At 61.4% G+C, this 26,155-nt stretch carries 21 protein-coding genes; 12 read left to right on the top strand and 9 right to left on the bottom strand.

Annotation, left to right across the window (positions count from 1 at the left end; all coding sequences use genetic code 11):
- Nucleotides 1-5 precede the first annotated feature (5 nt).
- Nucleotides 6-1,025 (bottom strand): HTH-type transcriptional regulator GalR, encoded by a 1,020-nt coding sequence (galR, locus tag CKW09_RS19770; RefSeq protein WP_061796819.1) that lies wholly within the window; start codon nt 1,023-1,025, stop codon nt 6-8.
- Nucleotides 1,026-1,246: 221 nt separating this feature from the next.
- Here galR and CKW09_RS19765 point away from each other — a divergent pair, with 221 nt between their 5' ends.
- The gene (locus CKW09_RS19765) at nt 1,247-3,514 is read left to right on the top strand and encodes a molybdopterin guanine dinucleotide-containing S/N-oxide reductase (protein WP_095100278.1); all 2,268 of its coding nucleotides are present in this window, start codon (nt 1,247-1,249) and stop codon (nt 3,512-3,514) included.
- Here the strand turns inward: CKW09_RS19765 and CKW09_RS19760 are convergent.
- The 4 genes from CKW09_RS19760 to CKW09_RS19745 form a co-directional block, all read right to left on the bottom strand.
- Complete coding sequence (locus CKW09_RS19760; protein ID WP_061796817.1) at nt 3,499-4,050, bottom strand: hypothetical protein; 552 nt, start codon at nt 4,048-4,050, stop codon at nt 3,499-3,501. The genes CKW09_RS19765 and CKW09_RS19760 overlap by 16 nt on opposite strands.
- Nucleotides 4,047-6,500, bottom strand: coding sequence for a fimbria/pilus outer membrane usher protein (locus CKW09_RS19755; RefSeq protein ID WP_095099023.1), 2,454 nt, complete (start codon nt 6,498-6,500; stop codon nt 4,047-4,049). Before CKW09_RS19755 ends, CKW09_RS19760 begins: the two co-directional genes overlap by 4 nt.
- 14 nt (nt 6,501-6,514) lie before the next feature.
- Nucleotides 6,515-7,225, bottom strand: a complete 711-nt coding sequence (locus CKW09_RS19750; RefSeq protein ID WP_061796814.1) for a fimbria/pilus periplasmic chaperone — start codon at nt 7,223-7,225, stop codon at nt 6,515-6,517.
- 144 nt (nt 7,226-7,369) lie between these two features.
- Nucleotides 7,370-8,059 carry a hypothetical protein gene (locus CKW09_RS19745; RefSeq protein WP_095099021.1) on the bottom strand — a complete coding sequence of 230 codons (690 nt, stop codon included), beginning with the start codon at nt 8,057-8,059 and terminating at the stop codon, nt 7,370-7,372.
- Between the two features lie 698 nt (nt 8,060-8,757).
- On the opposite strand from CKW09_RS19745, the gene aas reads away from it, so the two are divergent.
- Nucleotides 8,758-10,911: a bifunctional acyl-ACP--phospholipid O-acyltransferase/long-chain-fatty-acid--ACP ligase gene (gene aas, locus CKW09_RS19740; protein ID WP_095099018.1), complete on the top strand. Its 2,154-nt coding sequence runs from the start codon at nt 8,758-8,760 to the stop codon at nt 10,909-10,911.
- On the top strand, nt 10,911-12,095 hold the full coding sequence (lplT, locus tag CKW09_RS19735; RefSeq protein WP_061796809.1) for a lysophospholipid transporter LplT: 1,185 nt from the start codon (nt 10,911-10,913) through the stop codon (nt 12,093-12,095). The genes aas and lplT overlap by 1 nt, the downstream gene beginning before the upstream one ends.
- A gap of 33 nt (nt 12,096-12,128) precedes the next feature.
- Here the strand turns inward: lplT and CKW09_RS19730 are convergent, their stop codons facing one another.
- From CKW09_RS19730 to mutH, 4 genes are all read right to left on the bottom strand, one after another.
- The gene (locus CKW09_RS19730) at nt 12,129-13,169 is read right to left on the bottom strand and encodes an NADP(H)-dependent aldo-keto reductase (RefSeq protein WP_061796807.1); all 1,041 of its coding nucleotides are present in this window, start codon (nt 13,167-13,169) and stop codon (nt 12,129-12,131) included.
- Between the two features lie 207 nt (nt 13,170-13,376).
- Nucleotides 13,377-13,595, bottom strand: a complete 219-nt coding sequence (locus CKW09_RS19725) for a YgdI/YgdR family lipoprotein (RefSeq protein WP_061796804.1) — start codon at nt 13,593-13,595, stop codon at nt 13,377-13,379.
- Between the two features lie 159 nt (nt 13,596-13,754).
- Nucleotides 13,755-14,471: a TerC family protein gene (locus CKW09_RS19720; RefSeq protein ID WP_061796802.1), complete on the bottom strand. Its 717-nt coding sequence runs from the start codon at nt 14,469-14,471 to the stop codon at nt 13,755-13,757.
- A gap of 94 nt (nt 14,472-14,565) precedes the next feature.
- Entirely contained in the window at nt 14,566-15,252 is a 687-nt protein-coding gene (gene mutH, locus CKW09_RS19715) for a DNA mismatch repair endonuclease MutH (RefSeq protein ID WP_061796800.1), read from the bottom strand.
- Between the two features lie 696 nt (nt 15,253-15,948).
- On the opposite strand from mutH, the gene rppH reads away from it, so the two are divergent.
- From rppH to recC, 9 genes are all read left to right on the top strand, one after another.
- Complete coding sequence (gene rppH, locus CKW09_RS19705; RefSeq protein WP_061796798.1) at nt 15,949-16,476, top strand: RNA pyrophosphohydrolase; 528 nt, start codon at nt 15,949-15,951, stop codon at nt 16,474-16,476.
- A 12-nt stretch (nt 16,477-16,488) separates the two neighbouring features.
- Nucleotides 16,489-18,735 carry a phosphoenolpyruvate--protein phosphotransferase gene (gene ptsP, locus CKW09_RS19700; RefSeq protein WP_095099013.1) on the top strand — a complete coding sequence of 749 codons (2,247 nt, stop codon included), beginning with the start codon at nt 16,489-16,491 and terminating at the stop codon, nt 18,733-18,735.
- 165 nt (nt 18,736-18,900) lie between these two features.
- Entirely contained in the window at nt 18,901-19,773 is an 873-nt protein-coding gene (gene lgt / locus CKW09_RS19695; protein ID WP_061796794.1) for a prolipoprotein diacylglyceryl transferase, read from the top strand.
- A gap of 7 nt (nt 19,774-19,780) precedes the next feature.
- Nucleotides 19,781-20,575 (top strand): thymidylate synthase, encoded by a 795-nt coding sequence (thyA, locus tag CKW09_RS19690; protein ID WP_061796792.1) that lies wholly within the window; start codon nt 19,781-19,783, stop codon nt 20,573-20,575.
- A 178-nt stretch (nt 20,576-20,753) separates the two neighbouring features.
- Nucleotides 20,754-21,263: a prepilin peptidase-dependent protein gene (locus CKW09_RS19685; RefSeq protein ID WP_095099012.1), complete on the top strand. Its 510-nt coding sequence runs from the start codon at nt 20,754-20,756 to the stop codon at nt 21,261-21,263.
- Nucleotides 21,251-21,829 carry a prepilin peptidase-dependent protein gene (locus CKW09_RS19680; RefSeq protein WP_061796788.1) on the top strand — a complete coding sequence of 193 codons (579 nt, stop codon included), beginning with the start codon at nt 21,251-21,253 and terminating at the stop codon, nt 21,827-21,829. The genes CKW09_RS19685 and CKW09_RS19680 overlap by 13 nt, the downstream gene beginning before the upstream one ends.
- Nucleotides 21,826-22,272, top strand: coding sequence for a YgdB family protein (locus CKW09_RS19675; protein WP_095099011.1), 447 nt, complete (start codon nt 21,826-21,828; stop codon nt 22,270-22,272). Before CKW09_RS19680 ends, CKW09_RS19675 begins: the two co-directional genes overlap by 4 nt.
- On the top strand, nt 22,262-22,618 hold the full coding sequence (locus tag CKW09_RS19670; RefSeq protein WP_061796784.1) for a prepilin-type N-terminal cleavage/methylation domain-containing protein: 357 nt from the start codon (nt 22,262-22,264) through the stop codon (nt 22,616-22,618). Before CKW09_RS19675 ends, CKW09_RS19670 begins: the two co-directional genes overlap by 11 nt.
- 32 nt (nt 22,619-22,650) lie before the next feature.
- Nucleotides 22,651-26,022, top strand: a complete 3,372-nt coding sequence (recC, locus tag CKW09_RS19665) for an exodeoxyribonuclease V subunit gamma (protein ID WP_095099008.1) — start codon at nt 22,651-22,653, stop codon at nt 26,020-26,022.
- Nucleotides 26,023-26,155: the final 133 nt, after the last annotated feature.

Below are 26,155 nucleotides of genomic sequence, written 5' to 3'. Positions count from 1 at the left end.
CCGAATTAACTCTGTTCGTAAACGTTGTTGATGCTGGCGACCGAATGGCGCCGCACCAGCGTAGGGCTGAACATGTTGGTGATTTCCGGCAGCGGCTGGCGGTTGGCCAGCGCCAGCGCCAGCTCCGCCGCCTGGGTCGCCATCGCCACGATCGGGTAGCGGATGGTGGTCAGGCGCGGCCGCAGGTAGCGTGAAATCAGCACGTCATCAAAACCAATCAGTGAAATTTGCCCCGGCACGTCAACGCTGTTGTCGCTCAGCACCGAGAGTGCGCCGGCGGCCATCGGGTCGTTGTAACAGGTGACGGCGGTGAAGTTTTTTCCGCGGCCAAGCAGTTCGGTCATCGCCTGCTCGCCGCCGACTTCATCCGGCTCGCCATAGGCAATCAGCTTCTCGTCCACCGCGATGCCGTGCTCCTGCAGCGCGTCGAGATACCCCTGCAGACGATCGGTGGCGTCGGAAATCTGGTGGGTGGAACAGATAATGGCGATGCGCTGATGGCCCTGCTGGATCAGGTGGCGGGTCGCCAGCCAGGCGCCATAGCGGTCGTCCAGCGCTACGCAGCGCGTCTCGAAGCCCGGCAGCGTGCGGTTGATCAGCACCATGCCCGGGATCTGCTGCATCCAACCGCTGAGCTCCTGATCGGTCAGCCGCTTGGCGTGCACCACCAGCGCGGCGCAGCGGTGCCGCACCAGCTGTTCGATCGCCTGGCGCTCTTTCTCGGCCTCATGGTAACCGTTGCCAATCAGCAGGAAATTGTGGGTGGCGTAGGCCACCTGTTCGACCGCTTTCACCATCGCGCCGAAGAAGGGGTCGGAAACGTCGGAGACGATCAGGCCGAGCGTCTCGGTCGATTGCTGCGCCAGCGCGCGGGCGTTGGCGTTGGGGTGATACTGCAGCTGCGCCATGGCGGCCTGCACCGCAGCGCGCGAGCCTTCGCTGGCCTTGGGGGAATTGTTTATCACGCGGGATACCGTGGCCACGGAAACACCCGCCAGCCTGGCAACATCCTTTATCGTAGCCATATCTGTCAACACATCCTGGGTAATCGCTTACATTCCTCAGTCTTGCGGAAAAAACCGGGGGCTGCAAGCGCTGTCGTGCGTAACTTGTGGCCGCCGTTGCAGATATGGGCTTTTTGTCGTGGCGGGAAGCGCAGGCGACGCGCCGTTAGCGCATTTTGTGCTTGGGATCCGCCCTCCGGCTGAGGTAACTTTTGCACTCTCTGTCGTTGCCCGAGATCGCCATGTCCATAAAACGTTATCCGCAGCTCGCTCATTGGGGAGCCTATACCGCCGTCGTGGAAGACGGCAGGCTCATCCGCTGTGAACCCTTCGCCGCAGATCCCGATCCTTCCCCGCTGCTCGGCTCCATCGCGCCGATGGTCTATTCCGACAAGCGCATCCGCAAGCCGGCGGTGCGCCGTTCCTGGCTGCAAAAGCGCGAGGGCAGCGATCGCACGCTGCGCGGCCGGGAAGACTTCGTCGAAGTGGACTGGGAGCTGGCGCTCGATCTGGTGGCCGAGGAAAACCGCCGGGTGCGCGACCGTTACGGCCCTTCGGGCCTGTTCACCGGCTCTTACGGCTGGTCGTCCGCCGGGCGTTTGCACCATGCGCGCTCGCTGGTGCGGCGCTTTTACTTCAGCGGCGGCGGCGGCGTAGATCAGCTGGGCAACTACAGCTGGGGGTCCGCGCAGTTCTTTTTGCCGTACGTCATCGGCACGTTTTCGCCGCTGACCGGGCGCGTCACCAGTTGGCCGAGCGTGGTGGAGCATTGCGAGCTGTTTATCGCCTTCGGCGGGCTGGCGCTGAAGAATGCCCAGGTTTCGTCCGGCGGCGCGGCGGAACATGCGCTCAAACCCTGGCTGCAGAAGCTGGTGGCCAAGGGCACGCCGGTGATCAACATCAGCCCGCTGCGCGACGACTGCCCCGACTTCGTCAACGCCGAGTGGATCCCCATTCGGCCCAATACCGACGTGGCGCTGATGCTGGCGCTGGCGTATGAAATCCAGCGCCGGGGCGCACAGGACGAGGGCTTCCTGAACAGCCACTGCGCCGGCTACCCGCAGTTGGCGGCTTACCTTAACGGCGCAACCGACGGCGTGGCGAAAACCCCCGCCTGGGCCGCCGCCATCACCGGCATTCCGGCGGCGCGCATCGCGCGGCTGGCGCAGCAGCTGATCGGCGTGCGCAGCTTTATCACCTGCGCCTATTCGGTGCAGCGGGCTCACCGCGGCGAGCAGCCGTACTGGATGATGATCGCGCTGTCGGCGATGCTCGGCCAGGTCGGGCTGCCGGGCGGCGGCTTCTCGTTTGGCCACGGTTCGATGAACGGCGTCGGCAACCCGCGGGTAGATACGCCCGCGCCGACCCTGCCGGTGGGCGACAATCCCGCCGGGCTGGCGATCCCGGTGGCGCGCATCTGCGACATGCTGCTGCAGCCGGGTGAAAGCTATCAGTTCCGCGGTGAGACGCTGCGCTATCCGGATATTCACCTGGTGCACTGGGCCGGCGGCAACCCTTTCCATCATCATCAGCAATTGAACCGGCTGGTGGAGGGCTGGCAAAAGCCGGACACGGTGATAGTGCAGGATATTTGGTGGACGCCGGCGGCCAAAATGGCGGACATCGTGCTGCCGGTCACCAGTTCGCTGGAGCGCAACGATATCGGCGGATCCTCGCGCGATCGCTACGTGCTGGCGATGCACCGGGCGATCGACCCCCGGCATCAGGCGCGCAACGATTTTGACATTTTCGCCGATCTGGCGGAGCGGCTGGGTTATCGCCAACGTTTTACCGAGGATCGCGACGAGCGCGCCTGGATCGAGCATATCTATCGCCAGTGCGGCAAAGCCCAGCAGAGCGCCGGCGTCGCCTGGCCGGAGTTCGAGGAATTTTGGCGCAGGGGGTATGTCGAGCTGCCGGCGCCGGCGAAAGAATTCGTGTTCTTCGATGCGTTCCGCCAGGATCCGCAGGCTAACCCGCTGCAGACCCCGAGCGGCAAGATAGAGCTGTTCAGCGAACGGATCGCCGGCTACCGCTATGCGGATTTTGCGCCGCATCCGCAGTGGCAGCCGCCGGTGGAGTGGCTGGGCGCGCCGCAGGCCAAAACCTGGCCGCTGCATCTGATCACCATCCAGCCGGCCGATCGTTTGCACAGCCAGCTGGATCCGGCGCCGCTGGCGCAGGGCAACAAGACCGCCGGGCGCGAGACGCTGTACATGCATCCGGACGATGCGGCATCGCGTGGCATTGAGCAGGGCGCGGAAGTTCAGGTCAGCAATGCGCGTGGCCGCTGCCTGGCGGGGGTGTCGATTACCGACGGCGTGACCCGCGGGGTAGTGCTGATGGCCACCGGCGCCTGGTTCGATCCCGGCTTTGGCGCGCAGCGCCTGCCGGTCGAACAGTCCGGCAACCCGAACGTGCTGACGCTGGATATCGGCACCTCGCCCCTGACCCAGGGGCCGAACGCCATGAGCTGCCTGGTGGAAGTGAGCCTTTATGGCTCGGCATAATTTGCCGTGGCCCGCAATTGCCCCGACAGCGAAATGTGGTCCTGCTGCAGCCGCCGCAGCTGCGTGGCGGAAGCGGCATAGCTGGACAGGGTTAACGACAGGGTGAAGGTGTGCCCTGTCGCTTCGCCGGCAATGACGAGCGGCAAACTGCCCGCGTTATCCGGCAGGCGCTGCGCCTGAGAGCGGGTTTGCGCCGGGCCGTCGGCGCCGAGGAAAAACGGGATAGCTTCGCCGGCCTCGTCGCGCAATTCATGGATGGTGACGCTTTGATAACCCAGCGGCCCCCGATCCGGGGCCTGGCCTGTGGCGAAGCCCAGCCAGTCGGCCCGCAGGCTAAACCCCTGCAGCTGCACCCGGCTGTCGCAGCTCAGCTGATATTGCAGCGGAACGGCGTGCAGCAGCGTGTTCTGCCGTGACAGCATGCCCACGTCGTGTTCGCCCAGCGCCACGCTATGCTGCGAGGACGTCAGGGAGCAGTCTGCGCCGGCTGCTGCGCTGAACAGCATGGCGAATAATCCGCGGTATAAGGTTTTCATTCTTGTCTCCTGTGGGTTCCGGCGGCCATTTCGCGGCACACCGCGCTGCGCTGGGCAATCCCGGCCCGGTTGACGGGACCTGTGGCCGACGACAGCTCGAAATGGCACTGCCGGCCTGATGGCGCGGTCATGCTGAAACGCTGTGAGGCCGTCTGGTCATTGGCGTTATGCGCCTGCTGCCGTTCGATAAGGGCGTTGCCTTGCCCGTCGGTAAAGGCTGCCACGCGCTGCTGCTCGTCGCGCACCGCGCTCCCTAAGGCAGGCAGGCTGCCATCGGCGTAGGTGATCCGCGCCATGACTCTCAGCGTATTGATGGCGTTGACCTTGATGTGATTGACGCTGCCGCGCGCCAGGGTCATTTTGTGCGCGCCGTTATCGATATCCGCGCCTGCGGGCAGGGTGCCGGTGTCGATCTTGACCAGGCTGGGTTGATATTGGCGCAGCTGCGGGATCACCGCCTTGCCTTGTTTGCCGTAGGTTTTTACCGTTCCGCCCGGCGTGGATACCCGGGTGCCGGAGAGGCCAGGCGCCGAGAGCACGCCGAAGGTATCGCCGACCTGCTGCGGCGAGAGGGTCAAACCGCTGCGGTCTGCGACCAACGAACCGCTGGCGCCATAGTAAAAGGCGTGCTGGCTGTCTGGCATCTGGCTATAGCCGCCGGCAAGGGTGGTGAATGGGCTCAGGTAGCGCAGGTTGCCGGAGTAGGTATTGCCGCTGGCCGCGCCGGCCTGGGTGGCGTTCAGCCCGTAGGACAGGTCGTTATCCAGCGCCTGGCCGGAAAGCGTATGGCCGATGCTGCGGTACTTGCCGTTATTCGAGGCATTGGCGGTATAGCGCAGGGTTTTGCCCAGCGGCAACGACAGGGTGGCGTAGACCCGGGTATCGTGGTCGCGCGAAAGGTTATTGCGCTCTCTTTCCACCCCGATCCCGAGTGACCACCGGTCGAATTGCCTGTTCCAATAACCGTACAGGCGCTGGCTGGAGCCGGCCTGAGCGTAATCCGCGCGAGTGACGCCCAGAGAAAGGTTGCCGGCCAATGCGTGGTGCAATCCGAGCCCCGCGCTGTAGCTTTGTCGCTGACGTTGCGGTTTGTCGTCGGCATGAAACCTTTCGCCCGGCCCCTGGCCGAATGAATCAACCTTACGATGGCGCAACGCCTCCGCCGGGTCGCGGTAGCGCGCGGATTGCACGCTGTACCCGCCGTTGAGCGTCACGCTCTTCGCCAGCGGCAAGGCGCCGTTGAGCTGCAGCTTCACGCCGTTTTTCGCCTGCCGGGTATGAGAGACCTGGCTTTGCGCGGCAAGCCGATAACGCCGGTCGCTCAGGCTATAGCCGGCCGCCGCGCCCTGATAATGCCGGCTGAGAAAGCTGCCGCCGCGCAGCTGTTTGTTTTTATGCCGCGGCAGGAAGAGCGAGCCGGTGACAAAAGGCGTTTCCAGAGCCTTGTCGTCATGCCGCGTGCGCCCGATCGCCAATGAATAAGCGCTTCGAGCCGCGTTCTGACTCATGGCGGCGTTCAGATAAGGGACGGTAAATCTTTTGCGGTTACCGTTGCTTTCCGTTACGGAAACGTCCAGATCGACGGCGTCGAATTGTAGCGGAATATCGGTCAGTCGAAACGGACCGGGTTGCACCACGGTGGCGTAGACCAGCCGGCCATGCTGGAAAACCTCTACTTTTGCCTGGCTTTCGGCGATGCCTTCGATCGGCGGAACATCGCTGTTCCGGCTGGCCGACAGCGCGGAATCGGGCAGCCATTGCAGGCCGTCGAGGGTGAAACCGCTGTAGAGCGAGTCCGTCAGCGTGCTTCGCCCCAGGCGCAGCATGGCCTCTTTGTCGGTTAAGGTTTTTTGCAGATAGCTGTTATAGGGGGTGTAGCTTTTTCGCTCACCGTATTTGCTGTAGGTGCCGTTGTGGCGAAATAGCCAGTTATGGCTATTAAAACCGGTTTCCAAGGCGGCGTAGTCGCTGCTGTAGCGCTGATTGTCGAAGCGGTTGGCGGTGTAATTCAGCATCAGGGCCTGCCCGCCAAATTGATATTCATCCGGTTGCCGCAGGATATAGCGCTGCGGCATTAACAGTTCCAGCTGATTGTTGCCGGTATCCGCCTCGATGCGCCCTTCGGGGTAGCAGTGTTTAAACAGCAGGCTGTGCGGCTGTTTGATGGCGCAGGCCCGCAGCCCCAGCGTTTCCGCCAGGTCCGCGTCGTACAGCCAATCGCCGCCGCCGTCGATACCGACCTCATGCAGCCCGCGGCTTTGTCCATTGATAACCACCTCCAGGCGGTGTTTGCCCGCGGGGAATTTTACGCCCGCGGCGAAATATTCGGCCAATTCGCCGGGCAGGCCGAGGGCGCGCATCATGTCTGTGTCGTAGTCAGCCTGGCTGGGCATGGCGTAAGCTAAAACCAGGCCGCTCGCCAGCAGGTTCAGGGGGGCATGCAGTTTCACGGGGCCTCACTCGTTCAGCGTGGGGAGAGCGGGGCGACGACGGCCGGCACCGCGCGGCCGGTGCTGCTGATGGGCGTGAATTGAATTTGTGTCGTGCCGCGGGCCAGGCGCTCGCCTTGACGCGTGGTGATGGTTTGCCCAGGCAGCAGGTAAGGTTGCTCAAGGATGAGCGGCTGATTGCCGGGCAATTGCCTGATGCTGGGGACCAACCGCACCACGTAGGGGCCGGTATTTTTGAGCTGCAGCCGGTCTTGCTGCGGCTGCCAGACCAGATCCCGCCAGGGGGTTTTGTTTTCCTTCAGCGCCTCGGGGCTGGCGACGGCGACCACCCGATGGCGGGCGTTAACCTTGAGCAGGTTATCGCCTTTGCCCATATCCGGAATTTCCTGGAAATAAAGATGGCGCATTTGTTGGCGCGTGGGGTCGAGCTGCGCGGGATCGTTGAGCATGATACGCACTAACTGAGATTTACCGGGATCGATGCGCGCGACGGGGGGCGACAAAATAAACAGGGGATCCTTGCCGCGTTGGCTCAGCGCATTGTCGGCGACGGAAGAGAACAGCAGCACGGAATAATTGCCGATATTATCGACCCTCAGCGTGCTTTCGCCCTTTTTCTGATCCACCAGAATGCTGATTTTTTCCAGTTTGATCGTCGCATGGGCGCTGACGGCGGTAATCAGCAGGGTGGCGGTGACGCCAAAGGACTGAAGAAATCTTTTCATCGGTATTTCCTGAACGGCAAATGACGATTACCGATCCTCCAGGCGTGAGACAGCGGCCCAACGGATCGTGACCATTGCGGTATTGCAGCGTTTTCGCTGATTTAAGAAGGGTGGGGGCAGGAACCCTGTCCCCACATGAACGGCTTACAGGTAGTGGACTGAGAAGTTCACCGAGGCTTGCAGCGGGATGCTGTCCTGCATTTGAATGCTTTTATCGCCGATGTAGCTCAGCGGGGTCAGGAACGAGCGGTAGTTGAAGGTGCCGTTGAGGTTTTGCCCGACGGCCAGCTGGTCATATTTGGCATCTGTGGTTACGGCGAAGCGGTTGCCGGCGGCCTGGGTGAAGATGGCCTGCCCTTTATCCGCGCCCTGGGTAGCATTATTCAGATCATGAATATCATTGCCCTCGGGGATCATGACCGCGCTGACGGCTTCGCCGTCCATGGCGACGTCATTCAACACCAGGCCCAGTACGGCGATGTCCTTGCCTTCGGCGCTTTTAGCCAGTGAAGCGGTAAAGTTGCCGTCCATCATCTGGAAGTCGGAATCGCCGCTCGCGCTGACGACTTCAATGCCCATGTTGGTTGGCGCGCTGCAGTTTACCGCGAAAGGAATGCTGCCCGCGCCGCCGCCTTCAAGCTCCGTTGGCATTTCTTTTTGGAAGATCTCGCTGGAGTGGCGGCCGAGTTCCACGTTGTTGGCGGTGGTGGTAATGCTGCAGCTGGTATTGTTATATATTTCCCCGGAAAAATTAACGTCGGTGCTCGCGGTCTTCGCCGCCAGAGCCGTTGAACATGCCAGCGGCAATAAGGACAACAGTAAATATTTTTTCATCTAAATTTCCTTATAGGAATGGAGTCTTCCCATTTAAATTAAAACGTCGGTTTCTTAAGCCGAAAATGAATGCCCGCGATAGTGCTTTTTCCAGGCGATTATCTGGAGAGCCTGAGACGCAGCGCGGCTGTTCCAGATGACGCTATTTTATGTGCCTGGCGCCTTTGACGCATTATTATGCTTTGTTTTAATATAAAAATAGGTTTTATGTCTGCTGTTGGTTTATTTGTGGCGTGATTGCTCTGATGGCGGGAGGGTTTATATAAAGAGATAGGTTTTGCGTTTTCGCTAAGTAGCGCGCTTTTGGGTTATTAATAGAATTTAGCTCGCCCGCCATAAGGAAATCACGAGGTTATTCTGCTTTTTTTGCCCGCCGGGCCGCTTTTCATCGCCGTTATTTTTCTTTTCGCCGCCACTATCGTTGAAGTTTCATTGAGTTATTTCAGAAGAACGCGGGAAATTTACAGCTGGTTGCATTTAGAGCAGAACTCTTGCGATTCGCCGGTAGTTTCCTGAGCGCCATCTCTCTAGAGTAGGTGATCCCAGAGGTATTGATTGGTGAGAAATCAGCATACTCTGTATGTTGAAGCCATTTTCAATTGCACCAACCTACGCGGATGCGTAGGTTTTTTTTTGCCCGCCATATAGTATTCTTTTCCCTACAACGATTTACGCCTCCATGGCCAAGGGAGAAGGGCATGATCTTTTCACTGCTGCGCGCGCTGTTTCGCCTGTTGTTTCGGGTACGGGTCGAAGGGGACGTCCAGCACTTCGAACGGCAAAAATTACTGATTACGCCGAACCACGTCTCTTTCCTCGACGGCGTACTGCTGGCGCTGTTCCTGCCGATAAAACCGGTGTTTGCGGTCTATGCCAGCATCGGCGAGAGCTGGTTTATGCGCTGGCTGCGGCCTTACATCGATTTTGTCTCGCTCGATCCCACCAAGCCGATGGCCATCAAGCAACTGGTGCGCATGGTCGAGCAGGGACGGCCGATCGTGGTGTTCCCTGAAGGGCGCATCACCGTGACCGGCACGCTGATGAAAATTTACGACGGAGCGGCGTTTATCGCCGCCAAATCGGGCGCCACCGTGGTGCCGGTGCGGATCGACGGCCCGGAGTTCAGCCCGTTTGGCCGCATGGCCGGGGTGTTCAAGATCCGCTGGTTCCCGCAAATCATCATCCGCATCTTGCCGCCGACCACGCTGCCGATGCCGGAAGCGCCGCGCGCGCGTGAACGCCGGGCGCTGGCGGGCGATCGGCTGATGCAGATCATGATGAAAGCGCGAATGGACACCCGCGAACCGCAGACCCTGTTCAGCGCCCTGTTGGCGGCCGGGCATCGTTACGGGCGCCGCAAACCCTGCATTGAAGACATTTCGTTCAAGGAAGACAGCTATCAGACGCTGCTTAAAAAGTGTCTGGGCGTCAGCCGCATCCTGCAGCGCTTTACCGCCGAGGGGGAGCATGTTGGGCTGCTGTTGCCCAACGCCACCATTACCGCGGCGGCGATCTTCGGCGCATCGCTGCGCAACCGCATCCCGGCGATGCTCAACTACACCGCCGGCGCCAACGGCCTGAACAGCGCGATGACGGCCGCCGGCATCAAGACCATCGTCACCTCGCGCCAGTTTCTGGAGAAGGGCAAGCTGACCCACCTGCCGGAACAGGTGCCGCAGGCTAACTGGGTGTATCTGGAAGATCTGAAAGATACGGTCACGCTGGCGGATAAGCTGTGGATCCTGCGTCACTTGCTGCAGCCGCAGCGCGCGGCGTTGCCGCAACGTCCGGAGGACCCGGCGCTGATCCTGTTCACGTCCGGATCCGAAGGCCATCCCAAGGGCGTGGTGCATTCGCACGCCAGCCTGCTGGCCAACGTAGAACAAATCCGCACCATCGCCGATTTCACGCCGCGCGACCGCTTCATGTCGTCGCTGCCGCTGTTCCACTCGTTCGGCCTGACGGTGGGGCTGCTCACGCCGCTGATCACCGGCAGCCGCATTTTCCTCTACCCCAGCCCGCTGCACTATCGCGTGGTACCGGAGCTGGTGTATGACCGTAACTGCACGGTGCTGTTCGGCACGGCGACCTTCCTTAACAACTATGCGCGCTTCGCGCATCCGTATGATTTTGCCCGCTTGCGCTATGTCGTGGCCGGCGCGGAGAAACTGGCGGACAGCACTAAACAGATCTATCAGGACAAATACGGCATCCGCATTCTGGAAGGCTATGGCGTGACCGAGTGCGCGCCGGTGGTGTCGATCAACGTGCCGCTGGCGACCAAGGTGGGCACCGTCGGCCGCATCATGCCGCAGATGAAGGCGCGCCTGATCGCGGTGCCGGGTATTGATAACGGCGGCCGTCTGCAGCTGAAGGGGCCGAATATCATGAAAGGCTATCTGCGCGTCGAGCGCCCCGGGGAACTGGAGCCGCCGGCGGCGGAAGATGCGAACGGCGTGCTGCAGCCGGGCTGGTATGACACCGGCGATATCGTCAGCCTGGATGAGCAGGGTTACTGCACCATTCGCGGGCGCGTGAAGCGCTTCGCCAAGCTGGCGGGCGAGATGGTGTCGCTGGAGAGCGTCGAATTGCTGGCGCAACGGCTGTCGCCGGAAAAACTGCATGCCGCCACTGTCAAAAGCGACAGCAGCAAAGGGGAGGCGTTGGTGCTGTTCACCACCGATCCCGCCATTACCCGCGAGGCATTGCTGCGGGTGGCGCGCGAACTGGGCAGCCCGGAGCTGGCGGTGCCGCGCGATATTCGCCTGTTGAAAACGCTGCCGGTGCTCGGCAGCGGCAAACCCGATTTCGTCACCCTGCGTCATATGGCCGAACAGCCGGAGAGTGCCTGATGAATCCTTCGACCGAATCCCCTTTGTTGTCACGCGGCATGATCGCGGTGATCGGCGCGCAGTTCCTCTCGGCGTTCGGCGACAATGCGTTGCTGTTCGCCACGCTGGCGCTGATCAAGCAGCAGCTGTATCCGGACTGGAGCCAGCCGATCCTGCAGATGGCCTTTGTCGCCACCTACATCGTTTTGGCGCCCTTTGTCGGCCAGGTCGCCGACAGCTTTGCCAAAGGGCGGGTGATGATGTTCGCCAACGCCCTGAAATTGGCGGGGGCATTGGTGATCTGTTTTGGGGGTAACCCGTTTCTGGGTTACAGCCTGGTCGGCGTGGGAGCCGCTGCGTATTCACCGGCCAAATACGGCATTCTGGGCGAGATCACCAGCGGCGAGAAACTGGTCAAGGCTAACGGCCTGATCGAGGCTTCGACCATTGCGGCCATTCTGACCGGTTCGGTGGCCGGCGGTATTCTGGCGGACTGGCACGTGGCGGTGGCGCTGGCTGCCTGTGCGTTGGTTTACGCGGGGGCGGTGGTCGCCAACCTGTATATTCCGCGTTTGGCGGCGGCGCGTCCTGGCGCTTCGTGGCGTCCTCAGGCCATGACGCACAGCTTCTTTGCTGCCTGCGTTATGCTGTGGCGCGATGGACAGACGCGTTTCTCATTGATTGGCACCAGCCTGTTTTGGGGGGCCGGCGTGACGCTGCGTTTTCTGCTGGTGCTGTGGGTGCCGGTGGCGCTCGGCATCGCCGATAACGCCACGCCGACGCTGCTGAACGCCATGGTGGCCGTCGGCATCGTGGTGGGCGCGGGGGCCGCCGCGCGCTTCGTCACGCTTAAAACGGTGAAACGCTGTATGCCGGCCGGCATGCTGATCGGCGTCGCGGTCGCGGTGTTTGCGCTGCAAACGACCATGCTCAATGCCTACGTCTTGCTGGCGCTTATCGGCATGCTGGGGGGCTTCTTCGTCGTGCCGCTCAATGCGTTGCTGCAGGAGCGGGGCAAACATTCGGTCGGCGCCGGCAATGCGATCGCAGTGCAAAACCTGGGTGAAAACGCCGCCATGTTGCTGATGCTCGGCCTGTATTCTTTGGTGGTGAAGCTGGGCGTGCCGGTGGTGGGCGTCGGCGTAGGGTTTGGCGTGGTGTTTGCGCTGGCGATTAGCGCGTTGTGGTGGTCGCAGCGGCGGTGAAACGGGGCGCAGCCAGGCTGCGCCCTCAGGCTATCAAGGCGCCGGAATGGTATAACGGCTGTGAATTTCTTCGAGCGCCTGCAGCACCTCTTCATCCAACACCACATCGAAGCTGTCGATGTTGGTTTTCAACTGCTCCAGCGTGGTGGCGCCCAACAGGGTGCTGGCGACGAACGGCTGCTGGCGCACAAAGGCCAACGCCATCTGCGAAGGATCCAACCCCTGTTTCCTGGCTAACGCCACGTATTCGGCAATCGCCAGCTGGGTTTGCTGCCCGGAGTAGCGGTTGAAGCGGGTGAACAGCGTATTGCGCGCGCCGGCCGGCTTGGCGCCGTTGAGGTATTTGCCGCTCAGGGTGCCGAACGCCAGGCTGGAATAGGCCAGCAGCTCCACGCCTTCGTGCTGGCTGATTTCCGCCAGGCCAATCTCAAAGCTGCGGTTCAGCAGGCTGTACGGGTTCTGGATCGACACGATGCGCGGCAGCTCGTGTTTCTCGGCCAATTGCAGATAGCGCATCACGCCCCATGGCGTTTCGTTGGATACCCCGATATAGCGGATTTTACCGGCGCGCACCTGCTCGGTCAGCGCTTCCAGCGTTTCCAGCAGCGTTACCGTGGCCATTTCGTCGGTGTACTGATAGTTGAGCTTGCCGAAGCAGTTGGTGGCGCGCTGCGGCCAGTGCAGCTGGTAGAGATCGAGGTAATCGGTGTTCAGGCGTTTCAGGCTGGCGTCCAGCGCGGCGCGGATATTTTTGCGATCCAGCGCCTGCTGTGGGCGGATGCTGCTGTCGTTGCCGCGCACCGGCCCGGAGACTTTGCTCGCCAGCACGATTTTCTCGCGGCTGCCGCGCGCCTTGATCCAGCTGCCGATATATTGCTCGGTCAGCCCCTGGGTTTCCGGGCGGGGCGGCACTGGGTACAGCTCGGCGGTGTCTATCAGGTTGATGCCTGCGGCTAATGCATAGTCCAGCTGTGCGTGGGCATCGGCTTCAGTATTTTGCTCGCCAAAGGTCATGGTGCCCAGTCCCAGCACGCTCACTTCTAAAGAACTGTGGGGAATACGGTGGTATTGCATTAACGGCCTTCCTTTCTTGTTAGCGCTTACGGGCCGCGGAGCCCGGTGAAACAGGAGCCAGGTATCAGGTTACGGCAGATAACCCGTCAGGCGTTGATATCGCCTTTTCCGACTATAACCAAGCCGCGAAGATGGGGGAAGTGGATTCCGTGCGGAGGAGGGGCTGAGGCTATCGCGCCGGGGATGTGCGATAGCCGGCTGGGCGGATCAGCGTTCGATAACCTGCGAAACCTGATCGCCATTGATTTGGCGCGAGTTGCCTTTTTCATCCTTGTAGCTGATCAGACCGGTATCCTGGTCGATCTCAGGTTTGCCCTGGGTCAGGATCATGTTGCCGTCTTTGGTCGCCATCACGTAATCACTGGAGCAACCCGCCAGCCCGGCGGCCATTACCAGTGCAGAAACTGCCATTACCCACTTTTTCATCCTGCGGATCCTCAGTTATGCAGAAAAGAACGTTCTTTCAAGATTAGCAAACTATCGATAGCCGATGCCTCAGATAAGTCTTTATCTTGGTCATTAAACGTGACAAATGTGAACAAAGAAGGGTAACGGGAACCGCAGAACGCGGCTCCCGCCGGAGCATTATTCGGAGACGCTGCTCTTTTTGCCGCGCATCAGGTTGAGCGCTTCGACCGACATCGAGAAGAACATGGCGAAGTAGATATAGCCTTTTGGCACATGCACCTGGAAACTTTCCAGCATCAGGGTGAAGCCCACCAGAATCAAGAACGCCAGCGCCAGCATTTTCACCGACGGGTGACGGTTGACGAACTCGCCGATCGGCCGGGCGGCGAACATCATCACGCCGACGGCGATCACCACCGCGGCCATCATGATGAACAGGTGATCGGACAGGCCGACGGCGGTAATCACCGAATCCAGGCTGAAGATGATGTCCAGCAGCATGATCTGCACGATGGCGCCGAAGAAGCTGTGCACCTTGGTATGGTGTTCTTCTTCCGATCCTTCGATGGTTTCGTGGATCTCCTTGCTGGCTTTCCAAATCAGGAACAAGCCGCCCAGCAGCAGGATCAGATCGCGAGCGGAGATGCTGTGGTCCATCACGGTGAACAGCGGATGGGTCAGGCGGATCACCCAGGCGATGGAGGCCAGCAGCGCCAGCCGCATCAGCATGGCGGCGGCCAGGCCTATGCGGCGCGCCTTGTTCTGCTGCGCTTTAGGCAGCTTGGCCACCACCAGCGACAGGAAAATAATGTTATCAATACCCAGTACGATCTCAAGAATGGTCAGCGTACCTAACGCTAACCAGGCATTGGGATCCATAATCCATTCGAACATTGCCCAGCACACCTTAATAAAATGCAAAGCGTGAATTATACGCGTTTATCGTGGCACTGACAGGGTTACCTAAACGCGAACTAAACAAAGTGCTTTAGATTAAGAAATGTCTTGCCAACAGAGCGCCGGTAAAACTCTTTTTCAGGTAGAAACCGCGCGGCAGCGTCATGATCGGCTGCCCCTGTTCGCCGATGGCCTCGGTCAGCGCCTTGCTGTTGGCCGCCTTGGGCCGCAGCTGCAGCACCTCGCCGTGGCGGGCGGTGATGCGTTCGACGTGGCCGAGCACGATCAGATCCATCAGCTCCTCCCAGTCGCGCCGCAGCATCTCTTCCTCTGCGGCGTTCGGGCTCCACAGCAGCGGCGAGCCGATGCGCCGCTGCGCCAGCGGGATGTGCCGTTCGCCCTCAACCGGGATCCACAGCACCCGCGCCAGCTTGTGGCGCACATGGCTGCTGGCCCAGGTGACGCCGCTGTTGCCGCTCAGCGGCGCGACGCAGACGAAGGTGGTTTCCAGCGGTTTGCCGGCGGCGTCGATCGGGATGGTTTTCAACTCAATGCCCAGCTCCGGGAAATCCTGTTCGGGCTTGCTGCCCGCCATGGCGCCGAGATATTGCTCCAGCAGCATGCCGACCCAGCCTTTATCGCGCTTCAGGTCTTTGGGGATCGGCAGCTGCGCGCGTGCGGCCAGCTCGCCCAGGCTGAAACCGGCCAGCGCCTGCGCGCGCTCGAACAGCTGTCGTTCGTTTTCCGGCGGAGGGGGCAATGGGGATAAAAACGCCATAAATCATGCCTGTCAGATTTGGTTGAAAAACGTACTGCATTTACGCACAGCCGATAGCGGCCGCATCTGCCTGGGGAAAAGAATAATAGTAGCATGATTTTTCATGACTTTTTTTCCTCCTCCCGGCAAGAGGGAAATTCCTGCCGGCGCTTGTGCACCTGAAGCCACCGACAATAAACAGGATCTTACACCTATTTATCCACAGATTTATGGGATAACCCAAATTTTTAGCGATCACTGGTTCGATTTACAGCCTTGACGCGGGCGGTTTTTTACGAATTTGTCCGTTTTGTGCGTAACTTACCCGGATAATCTGTGGATAAAAACGACGTTGGTGGATCTTTCGCCAGCACAGGATCCCGACCGTGCACAGATCACATTTTTACCCTGTTCATAACTGGTTTTTGTTATTTAATTTATTGTATTTAAAGTAATAATACAAAATTGGTTTTTGCCGGTTTTCTTGCGGTCCGAGAGTTTTACCGGCTTATCCCTCGAGTTCTTCACACACCTATCCACAGAAAAAGTGAATAAAACCGGCCGAAAAAGCGGGGGTATGTTTATAACTTTGCCATTATCTGTGAGTTATCCCAATGTTATCCGGCCCACGACGCTGCAAAGCAGTGGTTTACCGCCTGTAGCTTGTGTGAAACAATCAGGACATCTATGCGAATTTAAGCTTATCGAGGTAGTCCGGTGATCGATGATGATGGCTACCGCCCGAATGTTGGTATCGTAATCTGTAATCGTCAGGGGCAGGTCCTGTGGGCCCGCCGTTACGGTCAGCACTCCTGGCAGTTTCCCCAAGGTGGGATTAACCCTGGCGAAACCGCGGAACAGGCGATGTACCGTGAGCTGTTCGAAGAAGTGGGGCTGAGCAAGAAGGATGTGCGTATCCTGGCCTCAACCCGCAACTGGTTGCGCTATAAATTGCCAAAACGTTTGGTGCGTTGGGACACAAAGCCGGTATGTATCGGCCAGAAGCAGAAATGGTTTTTGTTGCAGTTAATGTGCAACGACGCCGATATCAACATGCAGCGCAGCAGCACGCCGGAGTTCGACGGCTGGCGCTGGGTCAGCTTTTGGTATCCGGTGCGCCAGGTGGTGTCGTTCAAGCGTGACGTCTATCGCCGGGTGATGAAAGAATTCGCCGTGACCGTGATGCCCATGCAGGAGCAGGCAACGCAGCGGCAGGCCCCCGCTTACCGCCGAAAGAGAGGTTAAGTTAAGCAGACTATGCTCACGCGCTTGCGAGAAATTGTTGAGAAGGTGGCCGCGGCGGCCAGTCTGACGGATGCGCTGGATCTTTTGGTCAACGAAACCTGCCTGGCGATGGATACGGAAGTCTGTTCCATTTATCTGGCAGACAACGACCGCCGCTGTTATTACCTGATGGCGACACGCGGGTTGAAAAAACCGCGTGGGCGCACCATCGCGCTGGCCTTCGACGAAGGCGTCGTGGGCCTGGTCGGGCGGCGGGCGGAGCCGATTAACCTGGCGGATGCGCAAAGCCACCCCAGCTTTAAATACGTTCCTCAGGTGAAGGAGGATCGCTTCCGATCCTTCCTCGGCGTGCCGATCATCCACCGTCGCCAACTGCTGGGCGTGCTGGTGGTGCAGCAGCGTGAGCTGCGCCAGTTCGATGAAAGCGAAGAATCCTTCATGGTGACCCTGGCCACGCAGATGGCCGGGATCCTCTCGCAGTCGCAGCTCAACGCCATTTTCGGTCAGTATCGGCAGACGCGCATTCGCGCGCTGGCGGCGTCGCCCGGCGTGGCGGTGGCGGAAGGCTGGCAAGACAGCAGCCAGCCTTCGCTCGATCAGGTGTACCGCGCCTCGACGCTGGACACCGCCAGCGAGCGCGAACGCCTGACCCAGGCGCTGGAAGAGGCCGGCGCGGAGTTCCGCCGCTTCAGCAAGCGTTTTGCCGCCAGCTCGCAAAAAGAGAGCGCGGCGATCTTCGATCTCTATTCCCACCTGTTGAACGACGCCCGCCTCAAGCGCGAGCTGTTCGCCGAAATCGACAGCGGTTCGGTGGCCGAATGGGCGGTAAAGCAGGTGATAGAAGCCTTCGCCGAACAGTTCGCCAGCCTGCAGGACACCTACATGCGCGAGCGCGCCAGCGACCTGCGCGCGCTCGGCCAACGCCTGCTGTTCCACCTCGATGACACCACCCAGGGCGCCACCCAATGGCCGGCGCGCTTCGTGCTGGTGGCCGACGAACTGACCGCCACCCTGCTGGCCGAGGTGCCGCAGGATCGCCTGGTCGGCGTAGTGGTGCGCGACGGCGCGGCCAACTCGCACGCGGCTATTTTGGTGCGGGCGATGGGCGTGCCGACGGTGATGGGCGCCGATATCCAGCCTTCGCTGCTCAGCCAGCGGCTGCTGATTGTCGACGGTTACCGTGGCGAACTGCTGGTCGACCCGGAACCGGTGCTGGTGCAGGAGTACCAGCGGCTGATCAGCGAAGAGCTGGAGCTGAGCAAGCTGGCGGAAGACGACGTTGAGCAGCCGGCGCAGCTGAAAAGCGGCGAGCGCATACAGGTGATGCTGAACGCCGGCCTCAGCCCGGAACACGAGCAGCTGCTGGGCGGCCGGGTGGATGGCGTCGGCCTGTACCGCACCGAAATCCCCTTCATGCTGCAGAGCGGTTTCCCCTCGGAAGAGGAGCAGGTTGGGCAATATCAGGGCATGCTGCAGCTCTACCCAACCAAGCCGGTCACCCTGCGCACGCTGGACATCGGCGCCGACAAACAGCTGCCCTACATGCCGATCAGCGAGGAAAACCCTTGCCTCGGCTGGCGCGGCATTCGCATCACGCTGGACCAGCCGGAAATTTTCCTGATCCAGGTGCGCGCCATGCTGCGCGCCAATGCCGGCACCGGCAACCTGGGCATCTTGCTGCCGATGATCACCAGCCTCGAAGAGATCGACGAGGCCAGGCGCCTGATCGATCGCGCCGGTCGGGAGGTGGAAGAGGTGCTGGGCTATGCGATCCCGAAACCGAAGATCGGCGCGATGCTCGAAGTGCCGTCGATGATTTTCCTGATCCCGTATCTGGCCGGACGCGTTGATTTCATCTCGGTCGGCACCAACGATCTGACCCAATATTTGCTGGCGGTGGATCGCAACAACACCCGGGTGGCGTCGCTGTACGACAGCCTGCATCCGGCCATGCTGCAGGTGCTTAAACTGATCGTCGAGCAGGGCAAGGCGGCCGGGCTGCAGGTCAGCCTGTGCGGCGAACTGGCGGGCGATCCCATGGGGGCGCTGCTGCTGGTGGGCATGGGCTACCGCAATCTGAGCATGAACGGCCGCAGCGTGGCGCGCATCAAATACCTGCTGCGGCACATTGAGTTATCCGACGCCGAAGTGCTGGCGCAGAGGGTGCTTAGCGCCCAGATGACCACGGAAGTGCGCCACCTGGTGGCGGCGTTTATGGAGCGGCGCGGCATGGGCGGGTTGATCCGCGGCGGCAGATAAACGCGGCGGCGGACCGATTTTTTTACAGAACTTTTCCCTGCCCGCCACCCCGGACGCCGTTAAGCCTATGTTATGATGCGCAACCTCAGCGCGGCGTAACCTCGTCGCCGCTTGGCACCTGCCGCCCCCGGATGGGGAAGAATAACAGACATGTTGTGGTGATAGATGAGCAATAGCTATCTGGCGTTTCCTAAATTTGATCCGGTCATTTTCTCTGTCGGCCCGGTTTCCCTGCACTGGTATGGTCTGATGTACCTGGTCGGCTTCGTTTTTGCCATGTGGCTGGCGGTGCGTCGCGCCAACAAGCCGGGCAGCGGCTGGACCAGGGATGAGGTGGAGAACCTGCTGTACGCCGGTTTCCTGGGGGTGTTCATCGGCGGCCGCGTAGGTTACGTGCTGTTCTACAACCTGCCGCTGTTCCTGGATAACCCGCTGTACCTGTTCAAAGTGTGGGATGGCGGCATGTCGTTCCACGGCGGCCTGATGGGCGTGATCCTGGTGATGTTCTGGTTTGCCCGTCGCACCAAGCGCACCTTCTTCCAGGTCTCTGATTTTATTGCCCCGTTGATCCCGTTTGGCCTCGGCGCCGGCCGCCTCGGCAACTTTATCAACGGCGAACTCTGGGGCCGCGTAACCACCGACACCCCCTGGGCGATGCTGTTTCCGAGCTCGCGCAGCGAAGACGTGGCCATCGCCGCCGCCGATCCTTCGCTGCTGCCGCTGCTGAATCAGTATGGCGTGCTGCCGCGCCACCCGTCGCAGCTGTATGAACTGCTGCTGGAAGGCGTGGTGCTGTTTATCATTCTGAACCTGTTTATTCGCAAGCCGCGCCCAATGGGGGCGGTATCCGGCCTGTTCCTGATCGGCTATGGCGCTTTCCGCATTATCGTTGAGGCTTTCCGCCAGCCGGATGCCCAGCTCGGCCTGTTCGACGGCGTGATCAGCATGGGGCAGATCCTGTCCGTTCCTATGGTCGTGGCCGGTATTATTATGATGATTTGGGCGTACCGTCGTCGCCCGCAGCAACAACTGTCGTGAGGAACAAATGAAACAGTATCTGGATTTGATGAACAAGGTGCTCGCCGAGGGCACCCCCAAAGCCGACCGCACCGGCACTGGCACGCTGTCGATTTTCGGCCACCAGATGCGTTTCAACCTGCAGGAAGGCTTCCCGCTGGTGACCACCAAAAAATGTCACCTGCGGTCGATCATCCACGAGCTGTTGTGGTTCCTGAACGGCGACACCAACGTCGCCTACCTGCGTGAAAACAACGTCACCATCTGGGACGAATGGGCCGATGAAAACGGCGATCTCGGCCCGGTTTACGGCAAGCAATGGCGCGCCTGGGGCGCGGCGGACGGCCGCCAGATCGATCAACTGAGCAACGTGCTCGAACAGCTGAAACAGGATCCGGACTCGCGCCGCATCATCGTTTCCGCCTGGAACGTCGGCGAACTGGAGCAGATGGCGCTGGCGCCGTGCCATGCGTTCTTCCAGTTCTACGTGGCGGACGGCAAGCTGTCTTGTCAGCTGTATCAGCGTTCGTGCGACGTGTTCCTCGGCCTGCCGTTCAATATCGCCAGCTATGCGCTGCTGGTGCATATGATGGCGCAGCAGTGCGATCTGGAAGTGGGCGATTTCGTCTGGACCGGCGGCGATACGCACCTGTACAGCAACCATATGGAACAGACGCGGCTGCAGCTAACCCGGGAGCCGCGCCCGCTGCCGAAGCTGGTGATCAAGCGCAAGCCGGATTCGCTGTTCGACTACCGTTTCGAAGACTTCGAAATCGAAGGTTACGATCCGCACCCGCCAATCAAGGCGCCGGTCGCTATCTGACACTCGCGGCATAGCACTCAGGGGCGCACCGGTTGCGCTCCTTTTTTTTGCCTGAAATTGCGCGCTGCGCCGCATTTTATTGCTTTCATCTGTATCGACAGGGAAAAGATTGCGCAGCGCGCTTCAACCCCGTCGATCACCGCTTTATCCCTGCATTGCCGCCATTACACTGGCCGCCATGAACGCTAATTCCGATTTTTTCTTCGATGCCCGCCAACGCGGCATGACGCTGATCGAGCTGCTGGCGGTGATCCTGATCGCCGGCATGCTTACCGGTTGGGGCGTCAGCCACTGGCGCCATTATCAACAGGCGCTGCGGCTTGAGCATACCGCTCAGCAGCTGTTGGCGTTTCTGGTCCGGCTGCAGGCGGACGCCAACTGGCGCAACCGCCCGGCGCTGCTGTGGTTCAAAGCCGGAGAACCCTGGTGCATCGGCAGCGGCGAACCGCCGCCGGACTGCGTTTCGCCGCCCGGCGAGTTTTATCTTCCGCGCTACCGCGACGTGCTGTTGAGTGCCCATACCGGCAAGGATTTTGGTTTTTACGGCCTGCGCAACAATGCGCAGGGCGGGCATATCGTCCTCAGCAACGGCGCGGGTAGCCTGCGGTTGGTGTTGTCCGCAAGAGGGCGGCTGAGGCTGTGCAGCGAGCGGCTGAGCGTGCGGGGGATAGCCCTATGCCAACCTTAGCGCGCGGATTTACCCTGCCGGAGGTGCTGCTGGCGCTATCGTTTGGCAGCCTGATTGCGCTGGCTGCGGCCAAAACTTACCCGCTGTTGCGCCAGCAAAGCGTGGCGCTCGGCCAGCACTATCGCCTGGAGCTGGCGCTGCGGCAGCTGGCGTTCGGCATAGAAAAAGACCTGCGCCGCGCGGGATTCTGCGCCGGGCGCTGTCCGGGGAGGGCGCTACTGCTCGACCGCGCGCCGGGCGAAGCCGCGGGCAGCTGCGTGATCGTCGCCTATGACATCACCCGCAGCGGCCAATGGGCCGGTACGGGCGAGGACGCCGGTTATTTCGGCTATCGGCTGCGGCTGGGGGCCATCGAGGCGCAGCGCGGCGTCAGCGACTGCCGCGGCACCGGTTGGGAAAGGCTGCTGGATCAGGATGAGGTGCGCATAGAGTCGTTCAGCGTGGCGCTCACCCCGGGCGATGGCGGCAAAACGCTGGCCCGCCTGACGCTGGCGGGGCGTTCGGCCCGCGACGGCGGCATCAGGCGCAGCCTCAGCTGGGCCATCGGCCTGGCCGCGTTGCCATGAGCGCGCCTGCCCAGCGGGGCGGCAGCACGCTGGCGGCGGTGATGCTGCTGTTGGTCATGGGGCTGATGCTGCTGAATGCCCAGCATCGCCAATTAGACCAGGCGCTGCTGTTGGCGAGCGATCAGCGGCGCTACCTGCTGGCCTATAATCAGGCCGCTTCGGCGCTGAGCTGGGGCATGGCCCAGCGCTGGCCGCTCGAACGGCTGAGCGGCCAGCGCTGGCTGTGCCGCCCAGGCTTCGGCTTTAGCGCCTGCGTCAGGCTTTCCGCCCGGCAGGGCGTCGTGCTGGTACGCGGCGAGGGAGAAATGCGCGGCGGCGAGCCGCTGAGGCTGTATCAGCTGGCCAGGGCCGGGGGGGATGCCGCGGATGTGGAACTGATGGCCGAACCGGGCGGCTGGCTGGATTTCTGCCCGGAGAAGGGGCCGGCCGGCTGTGCGGACTAACCGGCGGCGGGGCGGCGGAGGCCGGAACGGCTTCAGCCTGCCGGAGGTGCTGGTGGCCGCGTTGCTGTTCGCGGTGTCGCTGCTGGGATTGTTACAGTATCATCAGGTGCTGTTGCAGTCGTTCCAGCGCCAGTGGCAGTATCGCCAGGCCTGGTCGCTGGCGCATCAGCAGTTGGAGGTCTTCGCCGCGACCGGGCGAACCGATGCCGAACCGCCGCCCTCCGGCTGGCGGCGCGAGCTGCAGCTCGACAGCGCAGACGCCGGTTGCCGGCGGCTGGTGGTGAAGATACAGACTCCGCAGCGGCAATGGGCGGAACTGAGCCGTTGGTATTGCACCCGCCGCTAATCTGGCGCGTATTTTGTTTTAAAGGAGCCCCAATGTTTACGGTTTATCATTCCAATCAGTTGGATTTATTGAAAACGCTGACCAGTGCGTTGATAGCCAGAGATCCGTTGGCCGATCCTTTTCAACAGGAAGTGGTGCTGGTGCAAAGCCCTGGCATGGCGCAGTGGCTGCAAATGCAGCTGGCGGAGCAATTCGGCATCGCCGCCAACATCGCCTTTCCCCTGCCGGCGACTTTTATCTGGGACATGTTTACCCGGGTGCTGCCGGATATTCCGAAGGAAAGCGCCTTCAGCAAGGACGCCATGACCTGGAAGCTGATGTGGCTGCTGCCGGAACTGCTGACCCAGCCGGCGTTTGCCGCGCTGCAGCACTACCTCACCGACGACGGCGACAAACGTAAAATTCATCAGCTGGCCGGCAGGGTGGCCGACCTGTTTGACCAATATCTGGTGTATCGCCCGCAGTGGCTGGAAAGCTGGCAGCGCGGCGAGCGCATCGACGGCCTGGCGGAAGCCCAGCAGTGGCAGGCCCCGCTGTGGGCCCGTTTGGTGGAATACACGCGTGAGTTGGGGCAGCCGGAATGGCACCGCGCCAACTTGTACAGCCGCTTTATCAACGCGCTGGATAACGCGGAGCACTGCCCGCCGGGTCTGCCGCCGCGGGTGTTTATCTGCGGCATTTCGGCGCTGCCGCCGGTGTATCTGGAAGCGCTGCAGGCGCTGGGCCGCCATATCGACATTCATCTGATGTTCACCAACCCCTGCCGCTATTACTGGGGCGATATTCAGGACTACGCGTTTCTCGCCCGCCTGCAAAGCCGCAAGCGCCGCCACTATCATCAGGCGCGGGAGCAGGGGTTATTCCGCGAACCCGGCGCGGCGGCGCAGCTGTTTGACGCCGAAGGGCAACAGCAGCTCAGCAACCCGCTGCTGGCCTCCTGGGGCAAGCTGGGGCGCGATCATCTCTACCTGCTGTCGCAGATGGACAGGGTGCAGGAGGTCGATGCCTTCGTTGATATTCCCGCCGACAATATGCTGCACGCCATTCAGCGCGACATGCTGGAGCTGGAGGATCACGCGGTGATCGGCAGCACGCCGGAAACGCTGGAGAGCAGCGCGGCCAAACGCCGGCTGGAGCGGGAGGACCGTTCACTCAGCCTGCACGCCTGCCACAGCCCGCAGCGCGAAGTGGAGGTGCTGCACGATCAACTGCTGACCATGCTGGCGGAAGATCCGGCGCTGACGCCGCGCGATATTATCGTGATGGTGGCGGACATCGACAGCTATACCCCCTACATTCAGGCGGTGTTCGGCAATGCCTCCGCCGAGCGATACCTGCCGTTTGCGATCTCCGACCGCAAAGCGCGCCAGGCGCATCCGGCGCTGCAGGCGTTTATTTCGCTGCTCGATCTGCCGCAGAGCCGCTTTACCTCGGAACAGGTGCTGGCGCTATTGGAGGTGCCGGCGTTGGCGGCGCGTTTCGCCATCCGCGAGGAAGGGCTGCGCCTGCTGCGCCATTGGGTTGGCGAATCAGGCGTGCGCTGGGGGCTGGACGACGACAACGTGCGCGAGCTGGATTTGCCGGCGACCGGCCAGCATACCTGGCGGTTTGGCATCACGCGCATGCTGCTTGGCTATGCGATGGACAGCAAAGCCGGCGATTGGCAGGGCATTCTGCCCTATGACGAATCGAGCGGGCTGGTGGCCGAACTGGCCGGGCAGCTGGCGGAGCTGTTGGCCAGCCTGAGCCGCTGGCGGCAACTGCTGAGCGAAGCGCGCCCGCTGGAGGCGTGGCTGCCGCTGTGCCGCCAGCTGCTGGACACCTTCTTCGAACCGGATGGCGAAACCGAAGTGGTGCTGGCGCTGATCGAGCAGCAGTGGCAGCAGGCCATCGGCTTCGGGCTGGCGGCTCGTTATCCGGATGCGGTGCCGTTGAGCATCCTGCGCGACGATCTGGCGGCGCGTCTCGATCAGGAACGCATCAGCCAGCGTTTCCTCGCCGGGCAAATCAACTTCTGCACCCTGATGCCGATGCGTTCGATCCCGTTCAAGGTGGTTTGCCTGCTGGGCATGAACGACGGGGTGTATCCGCGCACGCTGCCGCCGCTCGGCTTTGACCTGATGGCGCAGCAGGTCAAACGCGGCGACCGCAGCCGCCGCGACGACGACCGCTACCTGTTCCTCGAGGCGATCCTGTCGGCGCAGCAGCGGCTGTATATCAGCTTTATCGGCCGCTCCATACAGGATAACGGCCTGCGCTATCCTTCGGTGCTGGTTACCGAGCTGCTGGAGTATCTGGAGCAGAGCTATTGCCTGCCGGGGGATGAAACGCTGGACGCCGACGGCAGCGCCCAGCGCGTCGGCGAACACCTGCTGAAGTGGCATGCGCGCATGCCGTTCGCCGCCGAGAATTTCCTGCCCGGCAGCGAGGAGCAAAGCTACGCGGCCGAATGGCTGCCCGCCGCCGACCGGCGCGGCGCGGCGCACCCGGCCTTCAATCAGCCGTTGCTCCCTGACGGCGAACAGCAAATCTCACTGGACGACCTGCTGCGGTTCTATCGTCACCCGGTCCGTGCCTTCTTCCAGCTGCGCCTCGGCGTCAGTTTTATCCTGGAGGAGACCGAGCTGCCGGACGAAGAACCCTTCACGCTGGATAACCTCAGCCGCTACCAGTTCAACAGCCAGCTGTTAAACACCCTGATAGACGGTGAAGATCCGACCCGCCTGTTCCAACGGGTGCGCGCCGCCGGCGGTTTGCCGTTTGGCGCCTTCGGCGAGATTTACTGGCAGAAACAGCAGGAGGAGATGATCGAGTTGGCCGAACAGGTGCGCGCGGAACGCCGCGAGGGCCACAGCCTGGAGCTGGATATCGACATCGACGGCGTGCGTATCAGCGGCTGGCTGCATCAGGTGCAGGACGATGGCCTGCTGCGCTGGCGGCCCGCCACCCTGTCGGCGGTGGACGGCATCCTGCTATGGCTGGAGCACCTGGCGTACTGCTGTGCCGGCGGCGCGGGTGAGAGCCGTATGTATGGGCGCAAAAATTCCGCCTGGCGCTTTGCGGCGCTGGCGCCGGAAGAGGCGCGCAAACAGCTGGCGACGTTGCTGGCGGGGTACCGGCGCGGCCTGTGCCAACCGCTGCTGCTGTTGAACAAAAGCGGGTGGGCCTGGTTGAGCCAATGCTACCAGCCGGAAACGCAGCAGATTGACTGGGAAGAAGAGGCGCAGGTCAAAGCGCGCGCCAAGCTGCTGCAGGCCTGGCAGGGCGATCAGCGCATCCCGGGCGAGGGCGAGGATCCTTATGTCCAACGGGTGTTCCGTCAGTTGGACAACGACTGCCTGGCGCAAATTCTGGCCGAAACAGAACGTTACCTGTTGCCGGTGGCGCGACATAATTTAGGGTAACTCCGTGGCCTTACCCAAGGTAACCATCCCCCGGTGGTACTGCGTGTCGGGAGGTGGTAAAAATAACACAGGTTATATTCAACCATTGGGGTAATTCCCGGTCTTACATAACGTACAGGCATATAGATTTATT

Source organism: Serratia ficaria (genome assembly GCF_900187015.1).
Lineage (GTDB): Bacteria > Pseudomonadota > Gammaproteobacteria > Enterobacterales > Enterobacteriaceae > Serratia > Serratia ficaria.
This window is presented reverse-complemented; position numbering and strand designations above follow the sequence as displayed.

Coding starts and splice junctions, on each gene's coding strand:
- lgt (WP_061796794.1), top strand. CDS start 18,901: ATGAGCAATAGCTATCTGGCGTTTCCTAAATTTGATCCGGTCATTTTC.
- CKW09_RS19765 (WP_095100278.1), top strand. CDS start 1,247: ATGTCCATAAAACGTTATCCGCAGCTCGCTCATTGGGGAGCCTATACC.
- CKW09_RS19760 (WP_061796817.1), bottom strand. CDS start 4,050: ATGAAAACCTTATACCGCGGATTATTCGCCATGCTGTTCAGCGCAGCA.
- recC (WP_095099008.1), top strand. CDS start 22,651: ATGTTTACGGTTTATCATTCCAATCAGTTGGATTTATTGAAAACGCTG.
- lplT (WP_061796809.1), top strand. CDS start 10,911: ATGAATCCTTCGACCGAATCCCCTTTGTTGTCACGCGGCATGATCGCG.
- thyA (WP_061796792.1), top strand. CDS start 19,781: ATGAAACAGTATCTGGATTTGATGAACAAGGTGCTCGCCGAGGGCACC.
- CKW09_RS19725 (WP_061796804.1), bottom strand. CDS start 13,595: ATGAAAAAGTGGGTAATGGCAGTTTCTGCACTGGTAATGGCCGCCGGG.
- CKW09_RS19730 (WP_061796807.1), bottom strand. CDS start 13,169: ATGCAATACCACCGTATTCCCCACAGTTCTTTAGAAGTGAGCGTGCTG.
- CKW09_RS19675 (WP_095099011.1), top strand. CDS start 21,826: ATGAGCGCGCCTGCCCAGCGGGGCGGCAGCACGCTGGCGGCGGTGATG.
- CKW09_RS19680 (WP_061796788.1), top strand. CDS start 21,251: ATGCCAACCTTAGCGCGCGGATTTACCCTGCCGGAGGTGCTGCTGGCG.
- galR (WP_061796819.1), bottom strand. CDS start 1,025: ATGGCTACGATAAAGGATGTTGCCAGGCTGGCGGGTGTTTCCGTGGCC.
- CKW09_RS19720 (WP_061796802.1), bottom strand. CDS start 14,471: ATGTTCGAATGGATTATGGATCCCAATGCCTGGTTAGCGTTAGGTACG.
- aas (WP_095099018.1), top strand. CDS start 8,758: ATGATCTTTTCACTGCTGCGCGCGCTGTTTCGCCTGTTGTTTCGGGTA.
- CKW09_RS19750 (WP_061796814.1), bottom strand. CDS start 7,225: ATGAAAAGATTTCTTCAGTCCTTTGGCGTCACCGCCACCCTGCTGATT.
- CKW09_RS19685 (WP_095099012.1), top strand. CDS start 20,754: ATGAACGCTAATTCCGATTTTTTCTTCGATGCCCGCCAACGCGGCATG.
- ptsP (WP_095099013.1), top strand. CDS start 16,489: ATGCTCACGCGCTTGCGAGAAATTGTTGAGAAGGTGGCCGCGGCGGCC.
- mutH (WP_061796800.1), bottom strand. CDS start 15,252: ATGGCGTTTTTATCCCCATTGCCCCCTCCGCCGGAAAACGAACGACAG.
- CKW09_RS19745 (WP_095099021.1), bottom strand. CDS start 8,059: ATGAAAAAATATTTACTGTTGTCCTTATTGCCGCTGGCATGTTCAACG.